This is a genomic window from Bradyrhizobium sp. IC3195, from assembly GCF_020193585.1.
GTDB classification, from domain to species: domain Bacteria; phylum Pseudomonadota; class Alphaproteobacteria; order Rhizobiales; family Xanthobacteraceae; genus Bradyrhizobium; species Bradyrhizobium yuanmingense.
Map to the genome: position 1 here is coordinate 50385 of NZ_JADYVG010000030.1, position 21369 is coordinate 71753.

Here is a 21369-nt window from a genome sequence, read left to right on the forward strand (position 1 = left end):
AGGTGCTCGTTGTGGCGCGCATCACGCGCGGTGATAGGGATGGCCGGCCAGGATGGTGGCGGCCCGATACAGCTGTTCCAGAAGCATGACGCGGATCATTTGGTGCGGCCAAGTCGCAGAGCCGAACGCGATCGCGAGCTTGGCCTTACGGCGCAATTCGGGCGAAAGTCCGTCCGCCCCTCCGATCACGAAGATAGTATGTCCGGCGCCCTCGTCGCGCCAGCGCGCCAGATGCCGTGCGAATACGGTGGACTCGAGATTCTGGCCGCGCTCGTCCAGCGCCACCAGGATCGCCTTATCAGGAATATGCGCCGAGATCGCCGCGGCCTCTTCGGCCATCCGTGTCGCGGCGTCGCGCGCGCGGCTTTCGGGAATTTCGTGGATGTCGAGCTCGCGGAATCCAAGCTTGCGGCCAGCCTCCTCGAACCGCTCGAAATAGCGGTCTGCAAGCTCCCGTTCGGGGCCCTGCTTCAGCCGGCCCACCGCAATGACAGCAACACGCATGATTCTTGAGTCGCGTTGACGAGACCGCGCGCAACAGGCGCGCGCACGACGCTAGCATGCGCGTCAGCCGATTCGAAATCGGCCAGTTGAGCCTAGATCGCCTTCGCCGCCCCTGGGCCCTGCGTGTACAACCTCTCGAGGTTGTAGAACTCGCGGACCTCGGGTCGGAACACGTGCACGATCACGTCGCCGGAATCGATCAGCACCCAGTCGCAATTGGGCAAGCCCTCGACATGGATGTTCTTGATGCCGTTTTCCTTGAGGCTCTTGGTGACGTTTTCCGCGATCGCGCCGACGTGCCGGTTCACCCGGCCGGTGGTGACGATCATGTAGTCGGAGTACGCCGATTTGCCGCGAAGGTCGATGGTGACCGTCTCTTCCGCCTTCATGTCCTCGAGGCGGGAGAGGATCAGGCTCAGCGTCTTGTCGGCGTCGGGTTGCGCCTTCAAGGCCGCAGCTTTGGTCGATGTTTTACGCGTAGGCTTGGCAACCTTGGGTAAAACAGACTTGGACAATACAGATGCGGTCAGGGACCATTCCTTTCACTGTATCGCGAACGCCGAATCCGGGCGCCCACTGGTTACACTACATCATGTGGGGTTAAGGGTTTCAATATGCCAGAGAGACCGAAATCCCCACCAGGTCGGCACACTTCGTCTCACTTCGTACCTTTCCAGCTCCCGTCCGGGTTCCGTAGGCCGGTCGAGGAGAGATTCAGCTTCAATCCGGTCAGGAACACCCAGGCCGGTGCTGGCCGATCCGCAAGCTGGACGGCCTTGTTCTCGGGCAGACGGTAGCGCGATAACGCCTGGGCCGCGGGCGAGCCGAGCGCGCGAAAACTCTGCGGGGGGCGATCGATCACGGCCATCGGCACCTGGGCGGCGATGCGCCGCCAGTCCTGCCAACGATGGAATTGAGCGAGATTGTCGGCGCCCATGATCCAGACGAAGCGCAAGCCAGGAAAGCGGCGGCGCAAGGTGTTGATCGTGTCGATAGTATAGCGGGTGCGAATGACGGATTCGAGACAGCTCACCTCGATGCGCGGATCATCGGCGACCTCGCGCGCGGCCTGCATGCGCTCGCCGAGCTCGTGCAGCGTGCCGTTCTCCTTGAGCGGATTGCCCGGCGTTACCAGCCACCAGACGCGATCGAGCTGCAATCGCTTCAGCGCGAAGCGGCTGATCGCGCGGTGCGCCTGATGCGGCGGGTTGAACGAGCCGCCGAGCAGGCCGATGCGCATGCCCGGCGTCGAGGGCGGAACCGCTTGCGCCACGAAGCGCGGCACGACGAGATTGTTGCTCAATGCCCGCGCCCCGCGACGTCTACGGCCGGGTCTGTCCGGTGCCGCGGACGCGATATTTGAAGCTCGTCAATTGCTCGGCGCCGACCGGGCCGCGGGCGTGGAAGCGGCCGGTGGCAATGCCGATCTCGGCGCCGAACCCGAACTCGCCGCCATCGGCAAACTGCGTCGAGGCGTTGTGGAGCACGATCGCGGAATCGACCTCGCTCAGGAACTTGCTCGCCGCAGCCTCATCCGCGCTCACGATTGCATCGGTGTGATGCGAGCCGTGGTCCTGGATGTGCGCGATCGCGCCGTCGACGCCGTCCACCACCTTCGCCGCGATGATCGCGTCGAGATATTCGGTGTCCCAATCCTCCTCGCTCGCCGGCTTGACGCGCGCATCGGCCTTCTGCACGGCCTCGTCACCGCGCACCTCGCAGCCGGCATCGAGCAGCATCTCCACCAGCGGCTTCAGGTTCTTGCCAGCGGCGGCACGATCGACCAGCAGCGTCTCGGCCGCGCCGCAGACGCCGGTGCGTCGCATCTTGGCATTGAGCACGATCGACTTCGCCATGGCGAGGTCGGCGCTGCCATCGATATAGACGTGGTTGACGCCTTCGAGATGCGCGAAGACAGGCACGCGCGCCTCCTGCTCGACCCGCGCGACGAGGCTCTTGCCCCCGCGCGGCACGATCACGTCGATGGCGCCGTTGAGGCCCGACAGCATCATGCCCACCGCTGCGCGGTCGCGCGTCGGCACCAGCGTGATCGCAGCTTCCGGCAGGCCGGCTTCGCGCAGGCCCTGCACCAGGCACTCATGGATGGCGCGGCACGAGCGGAAACTGTCGGAGCCGCCGCGCAGGATCACGGCATTGCCCGACTTCAGGCACAGCACGCCGGCATCGGCCGCGACATTGGGCCGGCTCTCAAAAATCACGCCGACGACGCCGAGCGGCACGCGCACGCGCTCGATGGACATGCCGTTCGGCCGCTGCCAGCGCTCGGTGACGACGCCGATGGGATCGGCGATGCCGCGCACAATGCCGATGCCTTCGGCCATGCCCTCGATGCGCGCCGGCGTCAGCGTCAGGCGATCGATGAAGGAGGAGGTGGCATTGCCGGCGGCACGGGCCTCCGCGACGTCCTCCGCATTGGCGGCGAGGATCGCGGCCGAGTTGGCGCGGATTGCCCGCTCCATGGCTTCCAGCGCGCGGTTCTTCTGCTCCGGCGGCGCCAGCGCCAGCACGCGCGCGGCAGCGCGGGCACGGGTTCCGAGATCGGACATCAGCGCCTGAAGATCGGCATTGCCGTCAACGGCTTTGAGGGGGGCGGCCATGGGGTCAAAACCTTCTGCTAAGACGGTGTCCTAGCACGGAAATCCCGCTTTTGCGAAGGGCGGGGAGGGTATGGCTGGTCTCCCGGCGGCGAGCGGGGCGGGGCCCTTACCCGCCCACCACCAGATCATCCCGGTGGATCATCTCGGCGCGGCCGCTGATGCCGAGGATGGTCATCACATCTGGGGAGGAGCGGCCCTTGATCCGCTCGGCATCATCGGCGTCATAGGCGATCAGGCCGCGGCCGACCTCGCTGCCGTCGGGGCCGCGCACGATCACGGCATCGCCGCGGGCGAACTGGCCCTCGACCTTGTTCACGCCGGCCGGCAGCAGGCTGGCCCCGGCCCGTAGCGCGGTCACCGCGCCGGCGTCGATGGTCAGCGTGCCCTTCGGCTCCAGCGTGCCCGCGATCCAGCGCTTTCGCGAGGTGATGGGATTGGCTGGCGTCAGGAACCAGGTGCAGCGGCCGCCATCGGCGATCGCCTGCAAGGGATGCTCGATCTTGCCGGAGGCGATCAGCATATGCGTGCCTCCGGTCGTCGCGATCTTGGCGGCCTCGACCTTGGTGCGCATGCCACCGCGCGACAGCTCGGACTCGGCATCGCCCGCCACCGCCTCGATCTCCGAGGAGATGCTGTCGACGACGGGAATGAGTTTTGCGTTCGGATTGTTCTTCGGCGGGGCATCGTAGAGCCCGTCGATGTCGGACAGCAGCACCAGCAAGTCGGCGCTCGCCATGGTCGCGACGCGCGCGGCGAGGCGATCGTTGTCGCCGTAGCGGATCTCGGTGGTCGCCACCGTGTCGTTCTCGTTGATCACGGGGATCGCGCGCCATTCCAGCAGCTTGCCGATGGTGGAGCGCGCGTTGAGATAGCGGCGGCGCTCCTCGGTGTCCTGCAGCGTCACCAGGATCTGGCCGGCGCCGATACCGTGGGCGCCAAGCACCTCCGACCAGATTCGCGCCAGCGCGATCTGACCGACGGCGGCCGCGGCCTGGCTCTCTTCCAGCTTCAGCGGGCCGCGCGGCAATTTCAGCCGGCTGCGGCCGAGTGCGATCGAGCCGGAGGAGACGACCAGCACGTCGCGCCCTTCCTTGTGCAGCTTGGCCATGTCGTCGGCCAGTGCAGCCAGCCAGGACGCACGCACCTCGCCCCTGTCGGAATCCACCAGCAGCGCTGAGCCGACCTTGACGACGATGCGGCGGAATTGGCTGAGTTCGGGGCTGGCCATGTCTCTTGTGTGCTGGCGCTGGATGCGAATGACGGCGGAGCGACAGGCGGCGCCGATGAGCCCTGCTTTTGCAGCAGGACGGTGACCGGCGCAAGTCAGCCGGGATGGTAAACGACGCATGTCGGCCTTGTGTCAGCCGTCCGTCTGGCTCTAATGGCGATCAACGATAAACGGGCCGAAAGAGGAAACGAATGGATCGCCGCAAATTCATGGCCGGATGCCTCGGCCTGCCGCTGTTCGCGCAGGCGGGTGGTGCGCGGGCGCAGGCCGGGCTGACGAAGATCATCTTCCCGTTTGCGGCCGGAGCCGGCGGCGACACGCTGTGCCGGCTGCTCGCGCAGGAGATGGCTCCGCTGCTGCAGCGGACCGTCGTGGTCGAGAACCGCACCGGCGGCGACGGCCTGATCGGCATCAAGGCGGTGAAAGGCGCGAGCCCCGACGGCAGCATGGTGCTGGTGACGACAGGGCCGACCATGTATCTGCTGCCAATGGTGGAGGCGACGCCGAGCTTCGACACGGCCAGGGATTTCATGCCGGTGTCGCTGCTGGCGCGCTTCGAGTTTGCGCTGGTGATCGGCCCGGGCATCGATGCTGCCGATTTCAAAGCGTTCGTAGCGTGGCTGAAATCGCATCCGGACAAGACCTCGTTCGGAGTGCCGAGCAACGGCACCATTCCGCATTTCACCGGCTCCAAGCTCGAGAAGGATCTCGGTATTCCCCTGACCCGCGTGCCCTATCGCGGCAGCGCGCCGATCCTTAACGACCTCGTCGGCGGCCACATTTCCTTCGGGATCACCACGCTGGCGGACGCGCTGCCGCAGCACCGCGCCAAGGGCGTGAAGATCATCGCCGTCGCGAGCGCGGAACGTTCACCCTTCGCGCCTGACGTGCCCACGCTGAAGGAGAGCGGCATCGATCTCGTTGCCGACGCCTGGTACGGCATGTGGCTTCCCGCCGGCAGCCCGCCGGAGTTCGCGAGCAAGCTCGGGGCGGCGGCGAGCGCGGCGCTTGCCAAGCCGGAGGTGAAGGAGAAGTTGACGGCGATCGGGCTGATTCCGATCGGCAGCAATGCGGACGCGCTATCCAAGGAGCTCGCCGCGAACACCGCGCTGTGGCAGCCGATCGTGAAGGCGACGGGCTACAAGATCACGAATTGAGGTCTCTCTCCCGTCATTGCGAGGAGCCCTTGCGACGAAGCAATCCAGACTGATCTGCGGAAACACTCTGGATTGCTTCGCTGCGCTCGCAATGACGGCGTGGATGGATGTTCGATTGTATCGACGATGCAGGCTCGCGAAGAGCAACTCACATCTTCGCGCGCTGGGCGATGCCGTCCTTGATCGCCGCGAGCTCTTTCTCGTCCCAGATGCCGATCAGGATGCCACCCTTCACCTGGAGCTGACTATCCGCATAGGCGGCGATCTTCTCGCGTGGTGTGGTGATATGATCGTTCGGATGCAGCGCCCAGTCGAACAGCTCGGCCTGGAGCCGCGCGATGATGCCGGCGCATTCCGGATCGTCGCCGCGATCCAGATATTCGTCCGGATCGGTTTCGAGGTCGTACAGCATCGGGCGGAAGCCGGAGGCGTGGATGTATTTCCAGCGCCCGTCGAACACCATGAACAGGCGGCAGCGCTCGATCGGCTGGTTCAGCTTCAACCGCACGTCCTGCATGGCATAGTCGTATTCGGAGAATGCGACCTTGCGCCAATCGCTCGGCCTCTGCCCACGCAGCAGCGGCAGCAGCGAACGTCCTTCGAGAATGTGGCCCGGCACCTTGCCGCCGAAATAATCGACGAAGGTCGGCGCGAGATCGATTCCCTCAACCAGCGCATCGCTGCGCGTGCCGCGCGTCGCATCGGCCTCTTTCGAAGGATCGATGATGATCAGCGGGATCTTTGCCGATTGCTCGTGGAACAGGTCCTTCTCGCCCATCCAGTGATCGCCGAGATAGTCGCCATGATCGGAGGTGAACACGATCATGGTGGTGTCGAGCAGGCCGCGCTCACCTAAAAACTTCATCAGCACGCCCATCTGATCGTCGATCTGGGTGATCAGGCCCATATAAGTCGGGATCACCTTCTCGCGTGCATCATCGCGAGCCATGTTGCGGGAATAGCGCATGTCCATGTAGGCGCCGAACACCGGATGCGGATTCTGCCGCTCGCGCTCCGAGCGGATCACCGGGATCATGTCATCCGTCGAATACATGCTGGCATAGGGCTCCGGCGCGATATAGGGCCAGTGCGGCTTGATGTAGGACAGATGCAAACACCAGGGGCGGCCGTCCGTTTCCGCCTCGCTGATGAAGTCCATCGCGCGCCGCGTCATGTAGGGCGTCTCGGAATGCTCTTCTGGCACGCGCGCGGCCTTGTCGGCGTGCACCAGCAGCCAGCCGTTCTGCAAGCTGCCATCCTCGGCAGCGCCGGAATTGGCCCAGTGCTCCCAGGGATTGGTGGCTTCAAAACCCTGCTTTCGCAGATATTCGTCGTATTTCGGGCGTGGCCGTCCGGTCGGATGCAGGCCGTCGTCGCGCTCGTAAGGCTCGAAGCCGCATTCGGCGACATGCACGCCGATCATCGATTCCGGCGGGATGCCGAGCGCCTTCATGCCTTCGATATCAGGCGCCATGTGGGTCTTGCCGACCAGCACGTTGCGCACGCCGATTTTTTTGAGGTGATCGCCGAGCGTGGGCTCGCCGACGCGCAGCGGCCAGCCGTTCCAATGCGAGCCGTGCGAGCGCATGTAGCGGCCGGTGTAGAACGACATCCGTGACGGGCCGCAGATCGGCGATTGCACATAGGCCTTGGTGAACAGCACGCCGCGCCTGGCCATGGCGTCGATGTTCGGGGTCTTCAACGTGGGATGGCCGGTGCAGCCGAGGTAGTCGTAGCGAAGCTGGTCGCACATGATCCAGAGAACGTTCTTCGCGCGCGCCATGCGTTGTCCCTGCCGTTTCTTGATTGTTTGATGCTGCGCTATCGCGGGCGCGAAGACAAGCCGGTGATGCGCGCGCTCGCAGCGATAGACTCCGCTGTCGTCCCCGCGAAGGCGGGGACCCATAACCACAGGGAGTCGTTTGGCGAAGACTCGTCGTTCGGTACTTCGACCCTTCGCAACAGATAGATCACGCGGTATGGGTCCCCGCCTTCGCGGGGACGACGTTGGGGAGAGAGTTTAAGCCGACCACGGCTCCGCTTCGGCCGCGCTCTTGGCCTTGGCGGAGACCGGGCTTTCGCCGATCACATCGGCCAGCGCGCGCAACGCCTCTTTGACGCCCTGGCCGGTGGCGCCCGACAGCAGCAGCGGCGTCTTCTTCGCGGCGCGCTTCAGGCGGTTCTTCTGCTTCTTCAGCTCGTCCGGCTCGACCGCATCGATCTTGTTCAGCGCGACGATCTCGATCTTGTCGGTGAGCTGCCCGCCATAGGCGTCGAGCTCCTTGCGCACGGTCTTGTAGGCCTTGCCGGCATGCTCGCAGGTGGCGTCGATCAGGTGCAGCAGCACGCGGCAGCGCTCGACATGGCCGAGGAAGCGGTCGCCGAGGCCGGTGCCTTCATGCGCGCCCTCGATCAGGCCGGGAATGTCGGCCAGCACGAATTCGCGGCCGTCGGCGTTCACGACGCCGAGCTGGGGATGCAGCGTGGTGAAGGGATAATCGGCGATCTTCGGCTTTGCCGCGCTGACCTTGGAGAGGAACGTTGACTTGCCCGCATTGGGCATGCCGACGAGGCCGGCGTCCGCGATCAGCTTCAGCCGCAGCCAGATCCAGCGCTCCTCGCCGGGCTGGCCGGGATTGGCGTTGCGCGGCGCGCGGTTGGTCGAGGACTTGAAATGCGCATTGCCGAACCCGCCATTGCCGCCTTCGGCCAGCACGAACTTTTCGCCGACCTTGGTGAAGTCGTGGATCAAGGTCTCGCGATCCTCGTCGAAGATCTGCGTGCCGACCGGCACCTTCAGCACGATGTTCTTGCCGTTGGCGCCGTGGCGGTCCGAGCCCGAACCGTTCTCGCCCTTCTGCGCCTTGAAATGCTGCTGGTAGCGGTAGTCGATCAGCGTGTTGAGGCCGTCGGCGACCTCGATGATGACATTGCCGCCGCGGCCGCCATTGCCGCCGGAGGGACCGCCGAATTCGATGAACTTCTCGCGGCGGAACGCCACGCAGCCGTTCCCGCCGTCACCGGAGCGGATATAGACCTTTGCTTCGTCAAGGAATTTCATGGGCCATAGGTAGGCCAGCCGGCCCCCTGCGGCAACCCGGATCGGTCCGCAAATCGGCTGAAATTCCGCCGACTGCTGCCCTTGCTTAACCGGTCGGTCGCCGCCGGATCAGGAATTTCTGCAGGCCGTCCAGCACCAGCTCCTTGCGCTGGTTGAACACGGTGCTGCGCAGCGTCACCACGCCGGTGCTGCGCCCCGGCACCAGCTCGGTGACTTCGAGCGCGGGATAGATGGTGTCGTCGGCGAACACCGGCTTGAGGAACCGGCTCGACTGCTCGAGGAAGCCGACCAGGGAGTCCTCGACCATGAACGGAAACAGGCCGGCGCCGGGCGCGGTGTGGATCAAGGTCTGGAAGCCGTGGGCGAGCAGATGCGGCATGCCGCGGGCGCGGCAATATTCCACGTCGTAATGCACGGGGTGGGTGTCGCCGCTCGCGGTCTGGAATGCGGCGAACAATGCCGAGGTTTGGGTGCGGCTCGGCAGCACGAAGCGTTCGCCGACGACGAAATCCTCAAACCAGCGTTGCGTCGGGATCATGCGATGCCGGGCCGGATCGAAATCGGTCATGTCAAAGCTCTCTTTTCGTCGCTGGGCGCTTATCGCTACCGCGATGCAAACAATGCGACAATCCGTTCAATTAGGCTTGCGCGGGCTTGCCGCGGCGGCTGCCGTCATTAAAACGACTGCAAGCGACTCTATTCGCCTGCTTTCGCCGCTATCTCCCCGTCATTGCGAGCGCAGCGAAGCAATCCAGAATCCCTCCCCGGAAAGATTCTGGATTGCTTCGTCGCAAGAGCTCCTCGCAATGACGAGCCCCCGAACCTGCAACTCGTCGCAATGCCCCTGTTCAAGAATCTCTCCGCCTATGACGATCGCTCCGCGCGCCTGGCCGGCATCGGGCTCATGGTGCTGTCGATCTTCATGTTCTCGTTCGGCGATGCCATGGGCAAGTTCCTGGTCGGGACCTATTCGGTGGGGCAGCTGCTATTCCTGCGCGCCTGCGCGGCACTGCTCCTGCTGTCGCCGCTGATCTGGAAGCAGCGTCACCAGTTTCTGCATCTGGAGCGGCCGGGCCTGCAGCTGGTTCGCGTCGTGCTGTCGACGCTGGAAGTCGCGGCCTTCTTTCTCGCAACCGTCTATCTGCCGCTCGCCGACGTCATCACCTATTATCTCGCCGGCCCGATCTTCGTCACCGCGATGTCGGCGATCTTTCTGGGCGAGAAGGTCGGCTGGCGGCGCTGGACCGCGATCCTGATCGGCTTCTGCGGCGTCTTGGTCGCGCTGCGGCCGTCGGCGCAGACCGTCAGCCTGCCGGCGTTGATCGCGCTCGGCGGCAGCCTCTCCTTTGCAACCCTGATGCTGATCACGCGCAGCCTGCGCAAGACGCCCGACATCGTGATGGCGTCCTCGCAATTCGTCGGCACGTTTTCGCTGGGCGCGGTGCTGTCGGCGTTCAACTGGGTGCCGCCGACGCCCGGCAGCCTCGTGATCTTCGCGCTCGCCGGATGCGTTTCGGTAACTGCGCTGTTCTGCGTCAACCGTTCGCTCAAGCTCGCGCCGGCCAGCGTCGTGGTGCCCTATCAATATTCGATGATCGTCTGGGCGGTGATCTTCGGCTTCGTCGTGTTCGGCGACGTCCCGTCCATCGCAACACTCGTCGGCGCCGCAATCATCATCGGCGCCGGGTTCTACATCTATCTTCGGGAGCGGGATTTGGGACGTGAGAGCGACGAGGTCAATCCGCCGGCGTAGCCACGCTCACAACGTCATCCCGGGGCGCGCGTAGCGCGAGCCCGGGATCCATACCCACAGGGAGCAGTTGAACGACGACCGGGAGTGGGCGCTTTGCCCCGCACTGCGCTCCGGGATTATGGATCCCGGGCTCGCGCTACGCGCGCCCCGGGATGACAATTGCGAGTGCGGCGCCTTCGCCTACCGCACCCTCCTCGCACTGCTCCAGCTCTTCAGCGAGGCCCACACGCCGCGCGACAGGCGGAAGCAGTCGACGGGGGTCGAGGAGCCGAGCGCCAGGAAGCGGTGCAGCTGCACGCCGCTCCACTGGAAGCCGCACTTCTCCAGCACCTTGCGCGAGGCCGGATTGGTGACGCGCGCGCCGGCGTAGAGATGCTCGTCCTCGAACTCCTCGAAGAAGAAATCGATCGCGCCGCGCGCCGCCTCGGTGGCAAAGCCCCGACCCCAATGCTCGACGCCGAGCCAGTAGCCGAGCTCGGCATTGCCGGGCTTGGAGCAATCGATGCCGACCATGCCGACCGGCCCGCTGTCGTGCTCGATCAGGAACACGGTCTCGCTGCCGAGTTCGGCGGTGGCGCGGATGAATTCGGCGGCGTCGTCCTGCGAATAGGGATGCGGCAGGCGGCGCGTGTTCTCGGCGACGCGGCGGTCGTTGGCGAGCCGGGCGATGGTCCTGACGTCGGCCAGCGTCGGCCGCCGCAAGGTCAGCCGCTCGGTGGCGACGACGCTTGGTCTCGCCTCGGCCAAGGTCACGCTCGAGAAATCCTGCAACATGTCCGGCTCCGTGAAAGTCACTAAGTCAAAGTGCAAAGAACAAAGTGAGCAAAGAAAAGGGGAGGCCGGTTTCCCGCCTCCCCTTGGAGCCTTCGATCTCTTGCGATCTCTAGGACTCCGCCGGTTCAGTCGGGACCGGCGGACTCCGTTTTTGTCCACCGTCTATTCAGCAGCCTCGGCAAGCGGGAGCACCGATACGAAGGTGCGGCCGTTGGCTTTGGCTTGGAACGCAACGCGGCCCTCGATCTTGGCGAACAGAGTGTGGTCCGTACCCATGCCGACATTGAGGCCGGGGTGCCAGGTCGTGCCGCGCTGACGCGCAATGATGTTGCCGGGCGTGACGATCTCGCCGCCGAACGCCTTGATACCGAGGCGCTTGCCCTTGGAATCGCGACCGTTGCGCGATGAACCGCCTGCTTTTTTGTGAGCCATGGCTCGTCTCCGAAATCCTGCGTAGTTCTAGGTCAATTCCTTGACGGAATCATTTCAAAACGTCGCACGCATCAATTCGTGAATTGGCGTGATCGGTTTTGCGTTACTCGGCGGCTTCCGCTGCCGGCTCCTTCGTCACCTTTTCCTTCTTCGGACGCGGGCCCTTGGTGGGCTTGGCGCCGTCCGTCAGAATCTCGCTGATGCGCAGAACCGTGATCTCGTCGCGATAGCCGCGCTTGCGGCGCGAGTTCTTGCGGCGGCGCTTCTTGAACGCGATGACCTTCGGTCCGCGCTTGTGGTCGAGCACCTCGACCGCGACGGACGCGCCTGCGACCGTCGGGACGCCCAGCACCGGCGTGTCGCCGCCGACCACAAGCACTTCATTCAGCTGCACGATCGAGCCGACTTCGCCTTCGATCTTGCCTACTTCGAGAACATCATCCGGCACGACGCGGTATTGCTTGCCGCCGGTTTTGATGACTGCGAACATCGTTCTTTCTCCGTGTTCAATCCCGGCCTCGGGACGCGGAGCGTCCGGGTCGGCTTTTTGTCAGTCGCTATGGTTTATGCGAGTCTGCGTGGGCGGGAGTTATCCCTTTGAAAACCCAAGCAAAAACAAGCGGCGCGAGAAACGCCCCGCGCCGGCTGTGGGACTTATAGCGGCCGAGCGCGCCAAGTCAAGGAAAACTGGGCGAAAACCGCCCGGATTTGAAGGCTTTGGCCGCGCTGAAAGCGCGCAGCCGAATCTCGGGTGGGCTTTGCAACAAACGGGTTCCCCCGCAGTTGTCCCGGCCGGAACAAGCAAGCGGGGCAAGGGCTCTCATGGCAACAGACGAACTGGTCAAAACAACGGGCATCGCCCAGCATGGCGCCGAACGGCTGCCGTCGGTCGACGTCGACAGCTTCAACATCGAGATCAAGGACGAGGACGGCTTTCTCGGCGACCGCGCCAGCAAGGGCGCGTTCCGGGAGGTGCTCGAGCGCTGGCGCAAGCCGCTGCGCAAGACGGGGGAGGACCCGTTCGGGAAGGTGCCGACCGAGGAGATCAACAAGAAGACGCTGGACGCCATCCTGATCGGCGACGACACCGAGGCCTCGGCCGTGGTGCACAGCGCGATCGAGGATTTCTCCCAGGAGCTCGCTTATGTCACGCGCCGATTCCTCAAGACCAAGGCCTGGGCCAAGACCGAGCGCATCGTCGTCGGCGGCGGCTTTCGCGATTCAAGGCTCGGCGAGCTCGTGATCGCCCGCGCCGAGATCATCCTGAAATCCGAGGGCTTCAAGATCGACCTGCAGCCGATCCGCCATCATCCTGACGAGGCCGGCCTGATCGGCGCGCTGCACCTGGCGCCGTCCTGGATCTTCGAGGCTCATGACAGCATTCTCGCCGTCGACATCGGCGGCACCAACATCCGCTGCGGCGTGGTGGAAACCGGCTGGAAGAAAGCCAAGGATCTGTCCAAGGCCAAGGTGGTGCATGCGGAGCTGTGGCGTCACGCCGACGACGAGCCGACGCGCGAAGGCGCGGTGAAGCGGCTGACCAAGATGCTGAAAGGGCTGATCACGGAGGCCGAGGCCGAAGGCTACAAGCTCGCGCCGTTCATCGGCATCGCCTGTCCCGGTGTGATCAACCCGGACGGCTCGATCGAGAAGGGCGCGCAGAATCTGCCGGGCAATTGGGAGAGCAGCAAGTTCAACCTGCCGGCGAGCCTGATCGAGGGCATCCCCGCCATTGGCGAGCACGACACCGCGATCCTGATGCACAATGACGGCGTGGTGCAGGGGCTCTCGGAAGTACCGTTCATGCAGGACGTTGACCGCTGGGGCGTGCTCACCATCGGCACCGGACTTGGCAATGCGCGCTTCACCAATCGCCGCAAGGAAGGCAACGGCAAGGACCGGGATTCCACGGAGAACGGGAAGAAAAAAGGTAAAGCGGACAAGGAGTAACCTTGACCGGTTAGGTTAAGGACCGGATTGCGTTGCGGACCGCCCGTCGCACGCTAGGGTCGAATCGTCGCTTCCACTCGGCCGGCGAAGCCGCCCTTCACGGCCAGTATTTCAATAAGCGGCACGGGACCGCCAGTGTTTACCGCGTCTGGCGGTCCCACCCCGTTTTTCTCCTCAGCTCCAGCCGATGCGCGCAAAGAACGCGGCGATCTCGCGTGCCGCGCGATCCGGATTTTCCCGATGCGGGAAGTGGCCGACGCCGGGAAACATCTCGAGGTCGAGATCGCTGAAGGTCTCGGACAGCCGGTCGGTCCAGCCAAAGGGAAACAGCGGATCGTGCTCGGCCCAGCGCACGCAGGTCGGCACCGCGATCGGCGGAAGTGGCGGCGCTTCGCCCTTCATCATCGCCACGCGCCCGGCATGCGAGGCGCGGTAATGCGCAAAGCCGCCGGCGAGGTTGCCGGCTTTCAGGAAATTGTCCGTGAAGGCGTCCAGCACGTCGTCGAAGGCATTTGTCCGGTGCGCCCAGCCTTTGAGGAAATGGCTGATGTAGAGCCGGCAGCTCTCCCGGCTCGCACCGATGAGCTGTGGCGCCATCTCCATCTGGTGAAAGGACTGGTACCAGATGTGGTTGAGCCTATCGGGCGCGGCCATGCGCGGCCCGATCCCGGGATAGACGAAATCGAAGAAGAAGAGGCCCGCCATCCGCTCGGGCGCCTGCCGGGCCAGCGGCTGCATGACAGCGCCGCCGACATCGTGGCCGACGACGCCGAATCGGTCGATGCCGAGCCGGTCCATCAGCGCCAGCATATCGGCGGCATGGCCGTCCGGTCCGTAAGGTCCACCTGGCTTGTCGCTGTCGCCGAAGCCGCGGAGGTCAGGCGCGACAAGCGTGAATCGGTCCGAAAGCCTCGATATCACCGGCTCCCAGGTCAGCCAGAATTCGGGCCAACCATGCAGCAAAAGCAGCGGTTTGCCGCTTCCGGCACGAGCCACGTGGAATTTGGCGCCATTGGCGGTGACCGTCAGATGCTCCATGGCAGTTCCTTCCCAAAGCGGGATAGTGGGCGAAAAGAGGCAGCGGATTTTCCCCTTTCGCGCCTTGTCTGGCCCGCCATCCTCGCCTATTAACGCCCCCAACCACAGGGGCCCAGCTCCTAATATGGCGCCTTCAGGAGAGGTGGCAGAGTGGTTGAATGCACCGCACTCGAAATGCGGCATAGGTGCAAGCCTATCGGGGGTTCGAATCCCTCCCTCTCCGCCAGCTCAGCGACCCCCCTCTCAATAGCTCCGCAAAATCAGCCTGATGCCGGTGCCGTTCGCCCCGCGAGCACCATCCGCGCCGTCGCCACAAACGCCTGCGCCGCGGGCGACAGCGTCCGGCCTTGGCGCTGCAGCAGCGACACGGGGCGGGTGAGGGCGGGTCGCACCAGCGGTCTTGCGATCAGTGTCGGGAACTGGTCGGCCGGCAGCATCGTCGCGGGAAGGATGGCGAGGCCGAGGCCCTGCGCCGTCATGGCGAGCGCGGTGTTGATCAGGGTCACTTCATAGGTCGGATCGAGGCGCTTGCCCTGCGCGCTCAGGGCCTGATCGATCTGCATGCGGATGCGTGTCTCGCTGCGCATCGCAATCGTCGGCAGTTGCACCAGCTCGTCCCAGGTTAGGGACCGACGCGCGGCGAAGTCCGCGGTGCGACGGCCGATCGCGCTCAGGCGGCCGCTCGTCAGCGTCTCGATCGTCATGTCCGCGAATTCGCCCTCCACGCTGCCGATCGCGAACTCGGCGTCGGTCGTGCTCAGCCGTGGCACGAGATCGTCGGCGGCGACATCGCGCATGTCGATCTCGATGTCGGGATGACCAGTGCGGAATTTCGCCAGGACCATGGGCAGCAGCGCCGATGCGGTGCCGGCCGAGGCGAGGAACACGACCCGGCCTGCGCGAGCCTGCGCGAGATCACGCATGCGGCGCGACAGGCCTTGCGCATCGCTCAGCATGCGCTCGGCGGCGGCGAACGCCTCGTCGGCGGCCAGCGTCGGCTGCACCGAGCGCGTGGAGCGGTCGAACAGCTTGACGCCGAGCTGGGTCTCGAGCTGCTGGATCAACAGGCTCGCCGCCGATTGCGTGATGCCGAGCTCGCGGGCGGCCCGCGTGATGCTGCGCGTCCGGTACACGCCGGTGAAGACGCGCAACTGGCGCAATGTGACATTCATGGCGAAATCTCATGAATTGATGAGTATTTTCCGGCTTATCTCATAAACGGACCTGCAATAAAATGCATGCTGTGCGGACGGAAAGAATCCGCGGCAAGGATTGGAGCGAGCATGAGAGCGCAAGTGCTGGTGGTGGGGGCCGGGCCCGTCGGATTGACCGCGGCGATGGATCTCGCTTCGCGCGGAATCGACGTCGTCGTCGCGGAGATCCGCCACGCCGGCGATCCGCCCAGCGTCAAGTGCAATCACGTGTCGGCGCGCTCGATGGAGATTTTTCGACGGCTCGGAATAGCCGCCCGCTTGCGCGATGCGGGGCTCCCTGCGGACTTTCCCAACGATTGCTCCTACCGGACCACGGCGACCGGGATCGAGCTTTGCCGCATCGACATTCCCTCCCGCGCGCGCCGCTATAGCGCGACCGGCGGCCCCGACACCTGGTGGCCGACGCCCGAGCCGCCGCACCGGATCAACCAGGTCTATCTCGAGCCGATCCTGTTCAGCCATGCCGCTGCCCAATCACGCATCAAGATCCTGGCGCGCACGGAAATCACCGACATCGAGCAGCACGACGACCATGTCGTCGCGCTGGCGCGCGATCTCGACAGCGGACATTCGCTCCGCATCGAAGCCAGCTTCGTGATCGGCTGCGACGGCAGCCGATCCCTCGTCAGAAAAGCAATCGGTGCCAGCCTGTCCGGCACGCCGGTGATCCAGCGCGTGCAGTCGACCTTCATCGAAGCGCCGCAACTTAAAGAGCTGATGGGGGCGCACAAGCCGGCCTGGATGGTGCTCTCGCTCAATCCGCGCCGCTCCGGCACTGTTGTTGCCATTGACGGTCACGACCGCTGGCTGATCCACAATCATCTGAAGCCGGACGAGCCCGAGTTCGACTCGGTCGATCGCGACTGGGCCATCCGTGCCATCCTCGGCGTCGACGAGCGCTTCGAATACCGCGTGCTCAGCAAGGAGGATTGGGTCGGACGGCGCCTCGTGGCTGACCGCTTCCGCGACCGCAGGGTCTTCATCTGCGGCGACGCCGCGCATCTGTGGATGCCCTATGCCGGCTACGGCATGAATGCGGGCATCGCGGATGCCGTCGATCTCTGCTGGCAATTGGCGGCGCATCTGAACGGCTGGGCGCCGGCTGCGATCCTCGATGCCTATGAGGCGGAGCGCCAGCCCATCACCGAGCAGGTGTCGCGCTTTGCGATGGACCATGCGATGAAGATGATGGCGCAGCGCGGCGGCGTGTCCGCCGAGATCGAGGACGACACGCCGCGCGGCCAGGCGGCGCGCGCGGCGCTGGCGAAAGCGGCCTACGATCTCAACGTGCAGCAATATTGCTGCGCCGGCCTCAACTTTGGCTACTATTACGACGCCTCGCCGATCATCGCCTATGACGGCGAGACGCCGCCGCCTTACGCGATGGGCAGCTTCACGCCATCCACCGTGCCGGGCGCCCGCGCGCCGCATTTGTTCTTGCGCGACGGACGCTCGCTCTACGACGCCTTCGGCCCCGGCTACACATTGCTGCGGTTCGATCCGGCAATCGGTGTGACGCGGCTGCAGGACGCCGCAAAGGCGCGCGGCGTGCCGCTCGCGCTGGTCGACGTCGCGCCGGAGGAGGCGAACGGCGCCTATGCCGAGAAGCTCGTGCTGGCGCGGCCCGACCAGCACATCGCCTGGCGCGGGCAGTCCGCGCCGGCGAACCCGCAAGGACTGCTGGCCCGTATCACTGGCGCTGCCGCGTAGGACGACACGAGCGAACGGCTTGGCGGCGCAGCTCGCCAGGTCGGTTTCAAGAACAGAACGCAAGGAGGAGACCGTGTTTCACGTTGCAAGACGACGCATCCTGGCCGCGCTGACGGTCGCCGCTTTCGCACTGTTGCCGGTGGCGGCGGCCCGAGCCGCCTATCCCGAGCAATTGATCAAGATCATCGTGACCTTCCCGCCCGGCGGCAGCGCCGACACGGTCATCCGCGCGCTCGAGCCGTTGGTCACCGCCGAGCTCAAGCAGGGCCTCGTCATCGAGAACCGCGCCGGCGCCGGCGGCAACATCGGCATGGCCGCGGTCGCACAGGCAAAGCCCGACGGCTATACGCTTGGGGTGGCGCCGGCGGGTGCGTTGACCGTGAATCCGCACCTCAATGCCTCGATGCCGTTCGCGCTGAAGGATCTCGCGCCCATCACCCTGCTCGCGGAAATTCCCTTTGTGCTGGTCGCGTCCGCGAATATTCCGGCGCGCACACCTGCGGAGACCATCGCGCTCGCCAAGGCGAAGCCGGGTGGGCTCTCGATCGGGCATGGCGGCAACTCGACGGCGATGCATTTGACCGCCGCGCTGTTCACGCAGAAAAGCGGGATCGCGATGGAGCTGGTGCCGTATCGCGGGACGGCGCCGGCGGCGGTCGATGTTCTCGCAGGCCATGTCCCGTTCGCGGTGCTGGATATTCCGGCATCGCGACAATTGATCCTCGAGGGCAAGCTCAACGCGATCGGCGTGTCCTCCGCGCGCCGTCTTGCGTCGCTGCCCGATGTGCCGACGCTGGCCGAGAGCGGCCTTGCCGGTTTCGAATCCGTCGGCTGGTTCGGGCTCGTTGCTCCCGCCGGCACGCCTGCGGATGTCATCGCCCGACTGAACGAGGCCTTCACCAAGGCGCTGAAGGACCCTGCCGTAGCGGAGAAGATCCGCACCCTCGGCGCGGAGCCTGCGCCGACCTCGCCCGAGCAGTTCGGCCGCTTCATTCAGGACGAAAGCGCGAAATGGGGCAAGCTGATCAGCGAGGCCGGCATCAAGGCAAACTAGAGCGGATCGATTCGATCTAAAGCCATTCCGCTTTAGCGCTTTCCGCTTCCCCGATAACGCACGTGATCGACCAGCGCGCGCAGCTTCGGCGGAAGATTCCGCCGATCCGGAAAGTAGAGGAAGAAGCCGGGGAAGAACGGGCAGAATTCCTCCAGCAGGGGCACCAATTCTCCGCGCTCGATATACGGCTTGAACGTCTCTTCCATGCCGAATGTCAGGCCGCCGCCCGCGCAGGCGGTCCGCACCATGACCCACATGTCGTTGGTCGTGATCCTCGGCTCCACCGCGACGTCGAACTCGCGCCCCCCTTCCGCAAATTCCCAGCGGTAGGGAGCGACGTGCGGCGCCGGCCGCCAGCCGATGCAGCAATGCTGTGAGAGCTCGCGCGGGTGCGAGGGCGCGCCGAACCGCTGCAGATAGGCGGGAGCTGCCACCACCAGCTGGCGCTGATCGCCCGAAACCGGCACGGCGATCATGTCCTGCTCGATCACTTCGCCAAGCCGGACGCCGGCATCAAAGCCCTCGGCCACGATGTCGAATTCCTCATCGGTCACGGTGACGTCGACCTGCACGCCGGGATTGGCCTGCGCGAATTCGGCCAGCAATGGACCGCGAATGAATCGCTCGGCGATCGACGACACGGCAAGACGCAGCTGCCCCGTCGGCTGCGCGTCACGGTCGCGGACGCCATTGATCGCCTGTTCGACTTCGGCGAGCGCCGGGGTCACGCGCTCGTGCAGGCGCAGGCCGGCTTCGGTGAGACTGACGCTGCGCGTCGTTCGCTGCACGAGAGCCACGCCCAACTGGTCTTCCATGCGCCGGATGGCCTGGCTCACGGCGGATCGGGTCACCCCGAGCCGCTCGGCGGCGCCACGGAAGCTCTTGGCTTCCGCGACCGCGATGAAAACGGCAACGAGGTTCAGGTCCGTGGTCATTGGTTAGCTAGGCTTACCACCCCAGTCATCATTGGCCAACTTCTCTCACCTCTCGCCGGGGGCTATCTCCGACCCATACGAAGGAGGCTCTGATGACGTCGCTCGATCAATACCGCCTGCTTGGCCGTTCCGGCCTGCGCATTTCCCCCCTTGCCCTGGGCACGATGACTTTCGGGACCGAGTGGGGATGGGGATCCGATCCCGGCGAGGCACGGCGGATCTTCGATCTCTACGTCGACCGCGGCGGCAATTTCATCGACACCGCGGTGAACTACACCAACGGCGCGTCCGAGCGCATGGTCGGCGAGTTCGCCCGCGACAAGCGCGATCGTCTCGTGCTCGCGACCAAATTCACCATGGCGCGCGATCCCGGCAACCCCAATTCCGGCGGCAACCACCGGCTCAACATGGTTCGTTCCGTGGAGCAGAGCCTGCGGCAGCTCGAGACCGATCGCATCGACCTGCTTTACCTGCACGCCTGGGATGCGACGACACAGCCGGATGAGGTGATGCGCGGCCTCGACGATCTCGTGCGCAGCGGCAAAGTCCAGTATGTCGGCATTTGCAACACGCCGGCATGGCGCATTGCACAGCTGCAGACGCTCGCAGACCTGCGCGGCTGGTCGCCCTTCGTTGCCCTGCAGATCGAATACAATCTGGTCGAGCGCACGGTCGAGCATGAGCTCATTCCGCTGGCGGCCAGCCTTGGCCTCGGCGTGCTGCCCTGGTCGCCTCTCGGCGGCGGCGTGCTCACTGGTAAATACAGCCGCGCCGATCTCCGGGATTCCAGGGAGAGTGCTGTCGGCACGACACGCGCCTCGATCATCGCGTCATCCGGTCTTCTCAACGAGCGATCGCTGGACGCGGCCGAGACGGTGCGAGCCGTCGCCTGGGAGCTCGGCGCAACGTCCTCGCAGGTCGCCATCGCATGGACGCTGGCCAATCCCGCGGTCACCGCGCCGGTGATCGGGGCCCGCACGCTGGAGCAGGCGGAAGACAATTTCGGTGCGGTCGGGATCTCGTTGTCTCCCGAGCAGATGGCGCGCCTCGACCAGGCCACCGCGCCCGATCCCATTTTCCCAGGCCGCTTTGTGCGCCGCCCGATGGTGGAGCAACTCATCTTCGGCGGCGCCAATGTCGCGCGGCGCGGCTAAAGCATCTGGCCGACGCGCGTGCATCACTTCGGGGCAGACGACATGTTGCACCAGAAAGGGAGACACCAATGGCAACCATGCTCAATCGCGCACTTGCGTCCTGCGTCTACGCGGTCATCGTGACGGCATCCACCCTGACGACGGCCGCACCCTGCGGACAGGCCAATTCCGTGCAGGACGACAACAAGCGGATCGTCACCGATGCGTTCGATCGCTGGGCGGCGGGAGGCACCACCTTCTTCAATGACCTGCTGCACGAGAGCGTGGTCTGGCGCATCAGGGGATCCGGCCCGAGCGCCGGCGAGTTCAGGGGCCGCGATGTCTTCATCGATCGCGCGGTCCGCCCGTTCGCCGGCCGGTTGTCGACCCCGGTCCGTCCGACTGCTGTGAGGATCTTCGCTGACGGCGACCACGTCATCGCGCATTGGGAAGGCAGCGGCGTCGCGCGTGACGGCAAGCCCTACGCGAACTCTTACGCGTGGATCCTGCTCATGCAGGACGGCAAGGCGGCGGAGGTCACGGCCTATCTCGACCTCGCACCCTATGACGACGTCCTGCGGCGCATTCCTTCGCCGGCGCAATAGGCCGCACATAAGAGTGATATCGCTTGTGGCCATCCTTCGAGACGCCCGCCGCTGGCGGGCCCTCAGGATGAGGACCGCGTGCGTGGCACTGGTTTCAGCGGGCTCCGATGCCGCTGAGCCTCATCCTGAGGAGGCGCGTAAGCGCCGTCTCGAAGGACGAGGCGCGCGCTCAGCTCGCGCCAAGAGCCATATGCGAAAGCCCA

21 protein-coding genes and 1 tRNA gene are annotated in these 21369 nt (G+C 65.2%); 8 read left to right on the top strand and 14 right to left on the bottom strand.

The features are described from left to right. Nucleotides 1-21: 21 nt before the first annotated feature. From rlmH to proB, 5 genes are all read right to left on the bottom strand, one after another. Nucleotides 22-504, bottom strand: coding sequence for a 23S rRNA (pseudouridine(1915)-N(3))-methyltransferase RlmH (gene rlmH, locus I6F09_RS34220; RefSeq protein ID WP_109145535.1), 483 nt, complete (start codon nt 502-504; stop codon nt 22-24). 92 nt (nt 505-596) lie between these two features. Further along, on the bottom strand, nt 597-953 hold the full coding sequence (gene rsfS / locus I6F09_RS34225; protein WP_024338888.1) for a ribosome silencing factor: 357 nt from the start codon (nt 951-953) through the stop codon (nt 597-599). A gap of 209 nt (nt 954-1162) precedes the next feature. Then, complete coding sequence (locus tag I6F09_RS34230) at nt 1163-1807, bottom strand: nicotinate-nucleotide adenylyltransferase (RefSeq protein WP_036024650.1); 645 nt, start codon at nt 1805-1807, stop codon at nt 1163-1165. A 19-nt stretch (nt 1808-1826) separates the two neighbouring features. Continuing rightward, nucleotides 1827-3122 carry a glutamate-5-semialdehyde dehydrogenase gene (locus I6F09_RS34235; protein ID WP_225148668.1) on the bottom strand — a complete coding sequence of 432 codons (1296 nt, stop codon included), beginning with the start codon at nt 3120-3122 and terminating at the stop codon, nt 1827-1829. Between the two features lie 106 nt (nt 3123-3228). Beyond that, nucleotides 3229-4350 (bottom strand): glutamate 5-kinase, encoded by a 1122-nt coding sequence (proB, locus tag I6F09_RS34240; protein WP_036008728.1) that lies wholly within the window; start codon nt 4348-4350, stop codon nt 3229-3231. A 191-nt stretch (nt 4351-4541) separates the two neighbouring features. Between proB and I6F09_RS34245 the strand changes: the two genes are divergently transcribed. After that, nucleotides 4542-5507, top strand: a complete 966-nt coding sequence (locus I6F09_RS34245; protein ID WP_036024653.1) for a Bug family tripartite tricarboxylate transporter substrate binding protein — start codon at nt 4542-4544, stop codon at nt 5505-5507. A 148-nt stretch (nt 5508-5655) separates the two neighbouring features. Here the strand turns inward: I6F09_RS34245 and I6F09_RS34250 are convergent, their stop codons facing one another. From I6F09_RS34250 to I6F09_RS34260, 3 genes are all read right to left on the bottom strand, one after another. Beyond that, nucleotides 5656-7290: an alkaline phosphatase family protein gene (locus I6F09_RS34250; RefSeq protein WP_225189983.1), complete on the bottom strand. Its 1635-nt coding sequence runs from the start codon at nt 7288-7290 to the stop codon at nt 5656-5658. A 237-nt stretch (nt 7291-7527) separates the two neighbouring features. Next, nucleotides 7528-8568, bottom strand: a complete 1041-nt coding sequence (gene obgE / locus I6F09_RS34255; RefSeq protein WP_225189984.1) for a GTPase ObgE — start codon at nt 8566-8568, stop codon at nt 7528-7530. A gap of 85 nt (nt 8569-8653) precedes the next feature. Next, a complete protein-coding gene (locus I6F09_RS34260; RefSeq protein ID WP_225189985.1) occupies nt 8654-9136 on the bottom strand; it encodes a MaoC family dehydratase in 483 nt (160 codons plus the stop codon). Nucleotides 9137-9406: 270 nt separating this feature from the next. Here I6F09_RS34260 and I6F09_RS34265 point away from each other — a divergent pair, with 270 nt between their 5' ends. Beyond that, a complete protein-coding gene (locus I6F09_RS34265) occupies nt 9407-10321 on the top strand; it encodes a DMT family transporter (protein WP_057026543.1) in 915 nt (304 codons plus the stop codon). A gap of 180 nt (nt 10322-10501) precedes the next feature. Here the strand turns inward: I6F09_RS34265 and I6F09_RS34270 are convergent, their stop codons facing one another. The 3 genes from I6F09_RS34270 to rplU form a co-directional block, all read right to left on the bottom strand. Next, nucleotides 10502-11095, bottom strand: a complete 594-nt coding sequence (locus I6F09_RS34270) for a GNAT family N-acetyltransferase (protein WP_036024657.1) — start codon at nt 11093-11095, stop codon at nt 10502-10504. A 162-nt stretch (nt 11096-11257) separates the two neighbouring features. Then, nucleotides 11258-11527, bottom strand: coding sequence for a 50S ribosomal protein L27 (gene rpmA / locus I6F09_RS34275; protein WP_025032812.1), 270 nt, complete (start codon nt 11525-11527; stop codon nt 11258-11260). A 103-nt stretch (nt 11528-11630) separates the two neighbouring features. Next, nucleotides 11631-12017 carry a 50S ribosomal protein L21 gene (gene rplU, locus I6F09_RS34280; protein WP_036008712.1) on the bottom strand — a complete coding sequence of 129 codons (387 nt, stop codon included), beginning with the start codon at nt 12015-12017 and terminating at the stop codon, nt 11631-11633. A 332-nt stretch (nt 12018-12349) separates the two neighbouring features. Here rplU and I6F09_RS34285 point away from each other — a divergent pair, with 332 nt between their 5' ends. Further along, nucleotides 12350-13477 carry an ROK family protein gene (locus I6F09_RS34285; protein ID WP_036008710.1) on the top strand — a complete coding sequence of 376 codons (1128 nt, stop codon included), beginning with the start codon at nt 12350-12352 and terminating at the stop codon, nt 13475-13477. A 174-nt stretch (nt 13478-13651) separates the two neighbouring features. On the opposite strand, the gene I6F09_RS34290 is transcribed toward I6F09_RS34285, so the two are convergent. After that, nucleotides 13652-14515: an alpha/beta hydrolase gene (locus I6F09_RS34290; protein WP_109141810.1), complete on the bottom strand. Its 864-nt coding sequence runs from the start codon at nt 14513-14515 to the stop codon at nt 13652-13654. 136 nt (nt 14516-14651) lie between these two features. Between I6F09_RS34290 and I6F09_RS34295 the strand changes: the two genes are divergently transcribed. Beyond that, nucleotides 14652-14741, top strand: a tRNA-Ser gene (locus I6F09_RS34295). Between the two features lie 34 nt (nt 14742-14775). On the opposite strand, the gene I6F09_RS34300 is transcribed toward I6F09_RS34295, so the two are convergent. After that, nucleotides 14776-15687 carry a LysR family transcriptional regulator gene (locus tag I6F09_RS34300; RefSeq protein WP_225174304.1) on the bottom strand — a complete coding sequence of 304 codons (912 nt, stop codon included), beginning with the start codon at nt 15685-15687 and terminating at the stop codon, nt 14776-14778. A gap of 111 nt (nt 15688-15798) precedes the next feature. Between I6F09_RS34300 and I6F09_RS34305 the strand changes: the two genes are divergently transcribed. Together I6F09_RS34305 and I6F09_RS34310 are read left to right on the top strand one after the other, a co-directional pair. Next, nucleotides 15799-17439 carry an FAD-dependent oxidoreductase gene (locus I6F09_RS34305; RefSeq protein ID WP_225189986.1) on the top strand — a complete coding sequence of 547 codons (1641 nt, stop codon included), beginning with the start codon at nt 15799-15801 and terminating at the stop codon, nt 17437-17439. A 73-nt stretch (nt 17440-17512) separates the two neighbouring features. Continuing rightward, on the top strand, nt 17513-18493 hold the full coding sequence (locus tag I6F09_RS34310; RefSeq protein ID WP_225189987.1) for a tripartite tricarboxylate transporter substrate binding protein: 981 nt from the start codon (nt 17513-17515) through the stop codon (nt 18491-18493). 32 nt (nt 18494-18525) lie between these two features. Here I6F09_RS34310 and I6F09_RS34315 read toward each other — a convergent pair whose 3' ends face one another. Next, nucleotides 18526-19428 (bottom strand): LysR family transcriptional regulator, encoded by a 903-nt coding sequence (locus I6F09_RS34315; protein ID WP_225189988.1) that lies wholly within the window; start codon nt 19426-19428, stop codon nt 18526-18528. Between the two features lie 92 nt (nt 19429-19520). On the opposite strand from I6F09_RS34315, the gene I6F09_RS34320 reads away from it, so the two are divergent. Next, nucleotides 19521-20582, top strand: coding sequence for an aldo/keto reductase (locus I6F09_RS34320; RefSeq protein ID WP_225189989.1), 1062 nt, complete (start codon nt 19521-19523; stop codon nt 20580-20582). Nucleotides 20583-20650: 68 nt separating this feature from the next. Continuing rightward, nucleotides 20651-21166: a nuclear transport factor 2 family protein gene (locus I6F09_RS34325; RefSeq protein WP_225189990.1), complete on the top strand. Its 516-nt coding sequence runs from the start codon at nt 20651-20653 to the stop codon at nt 21164-21166. Nucleotides 21167-21369: the final 203 nt, after the last annotated feature.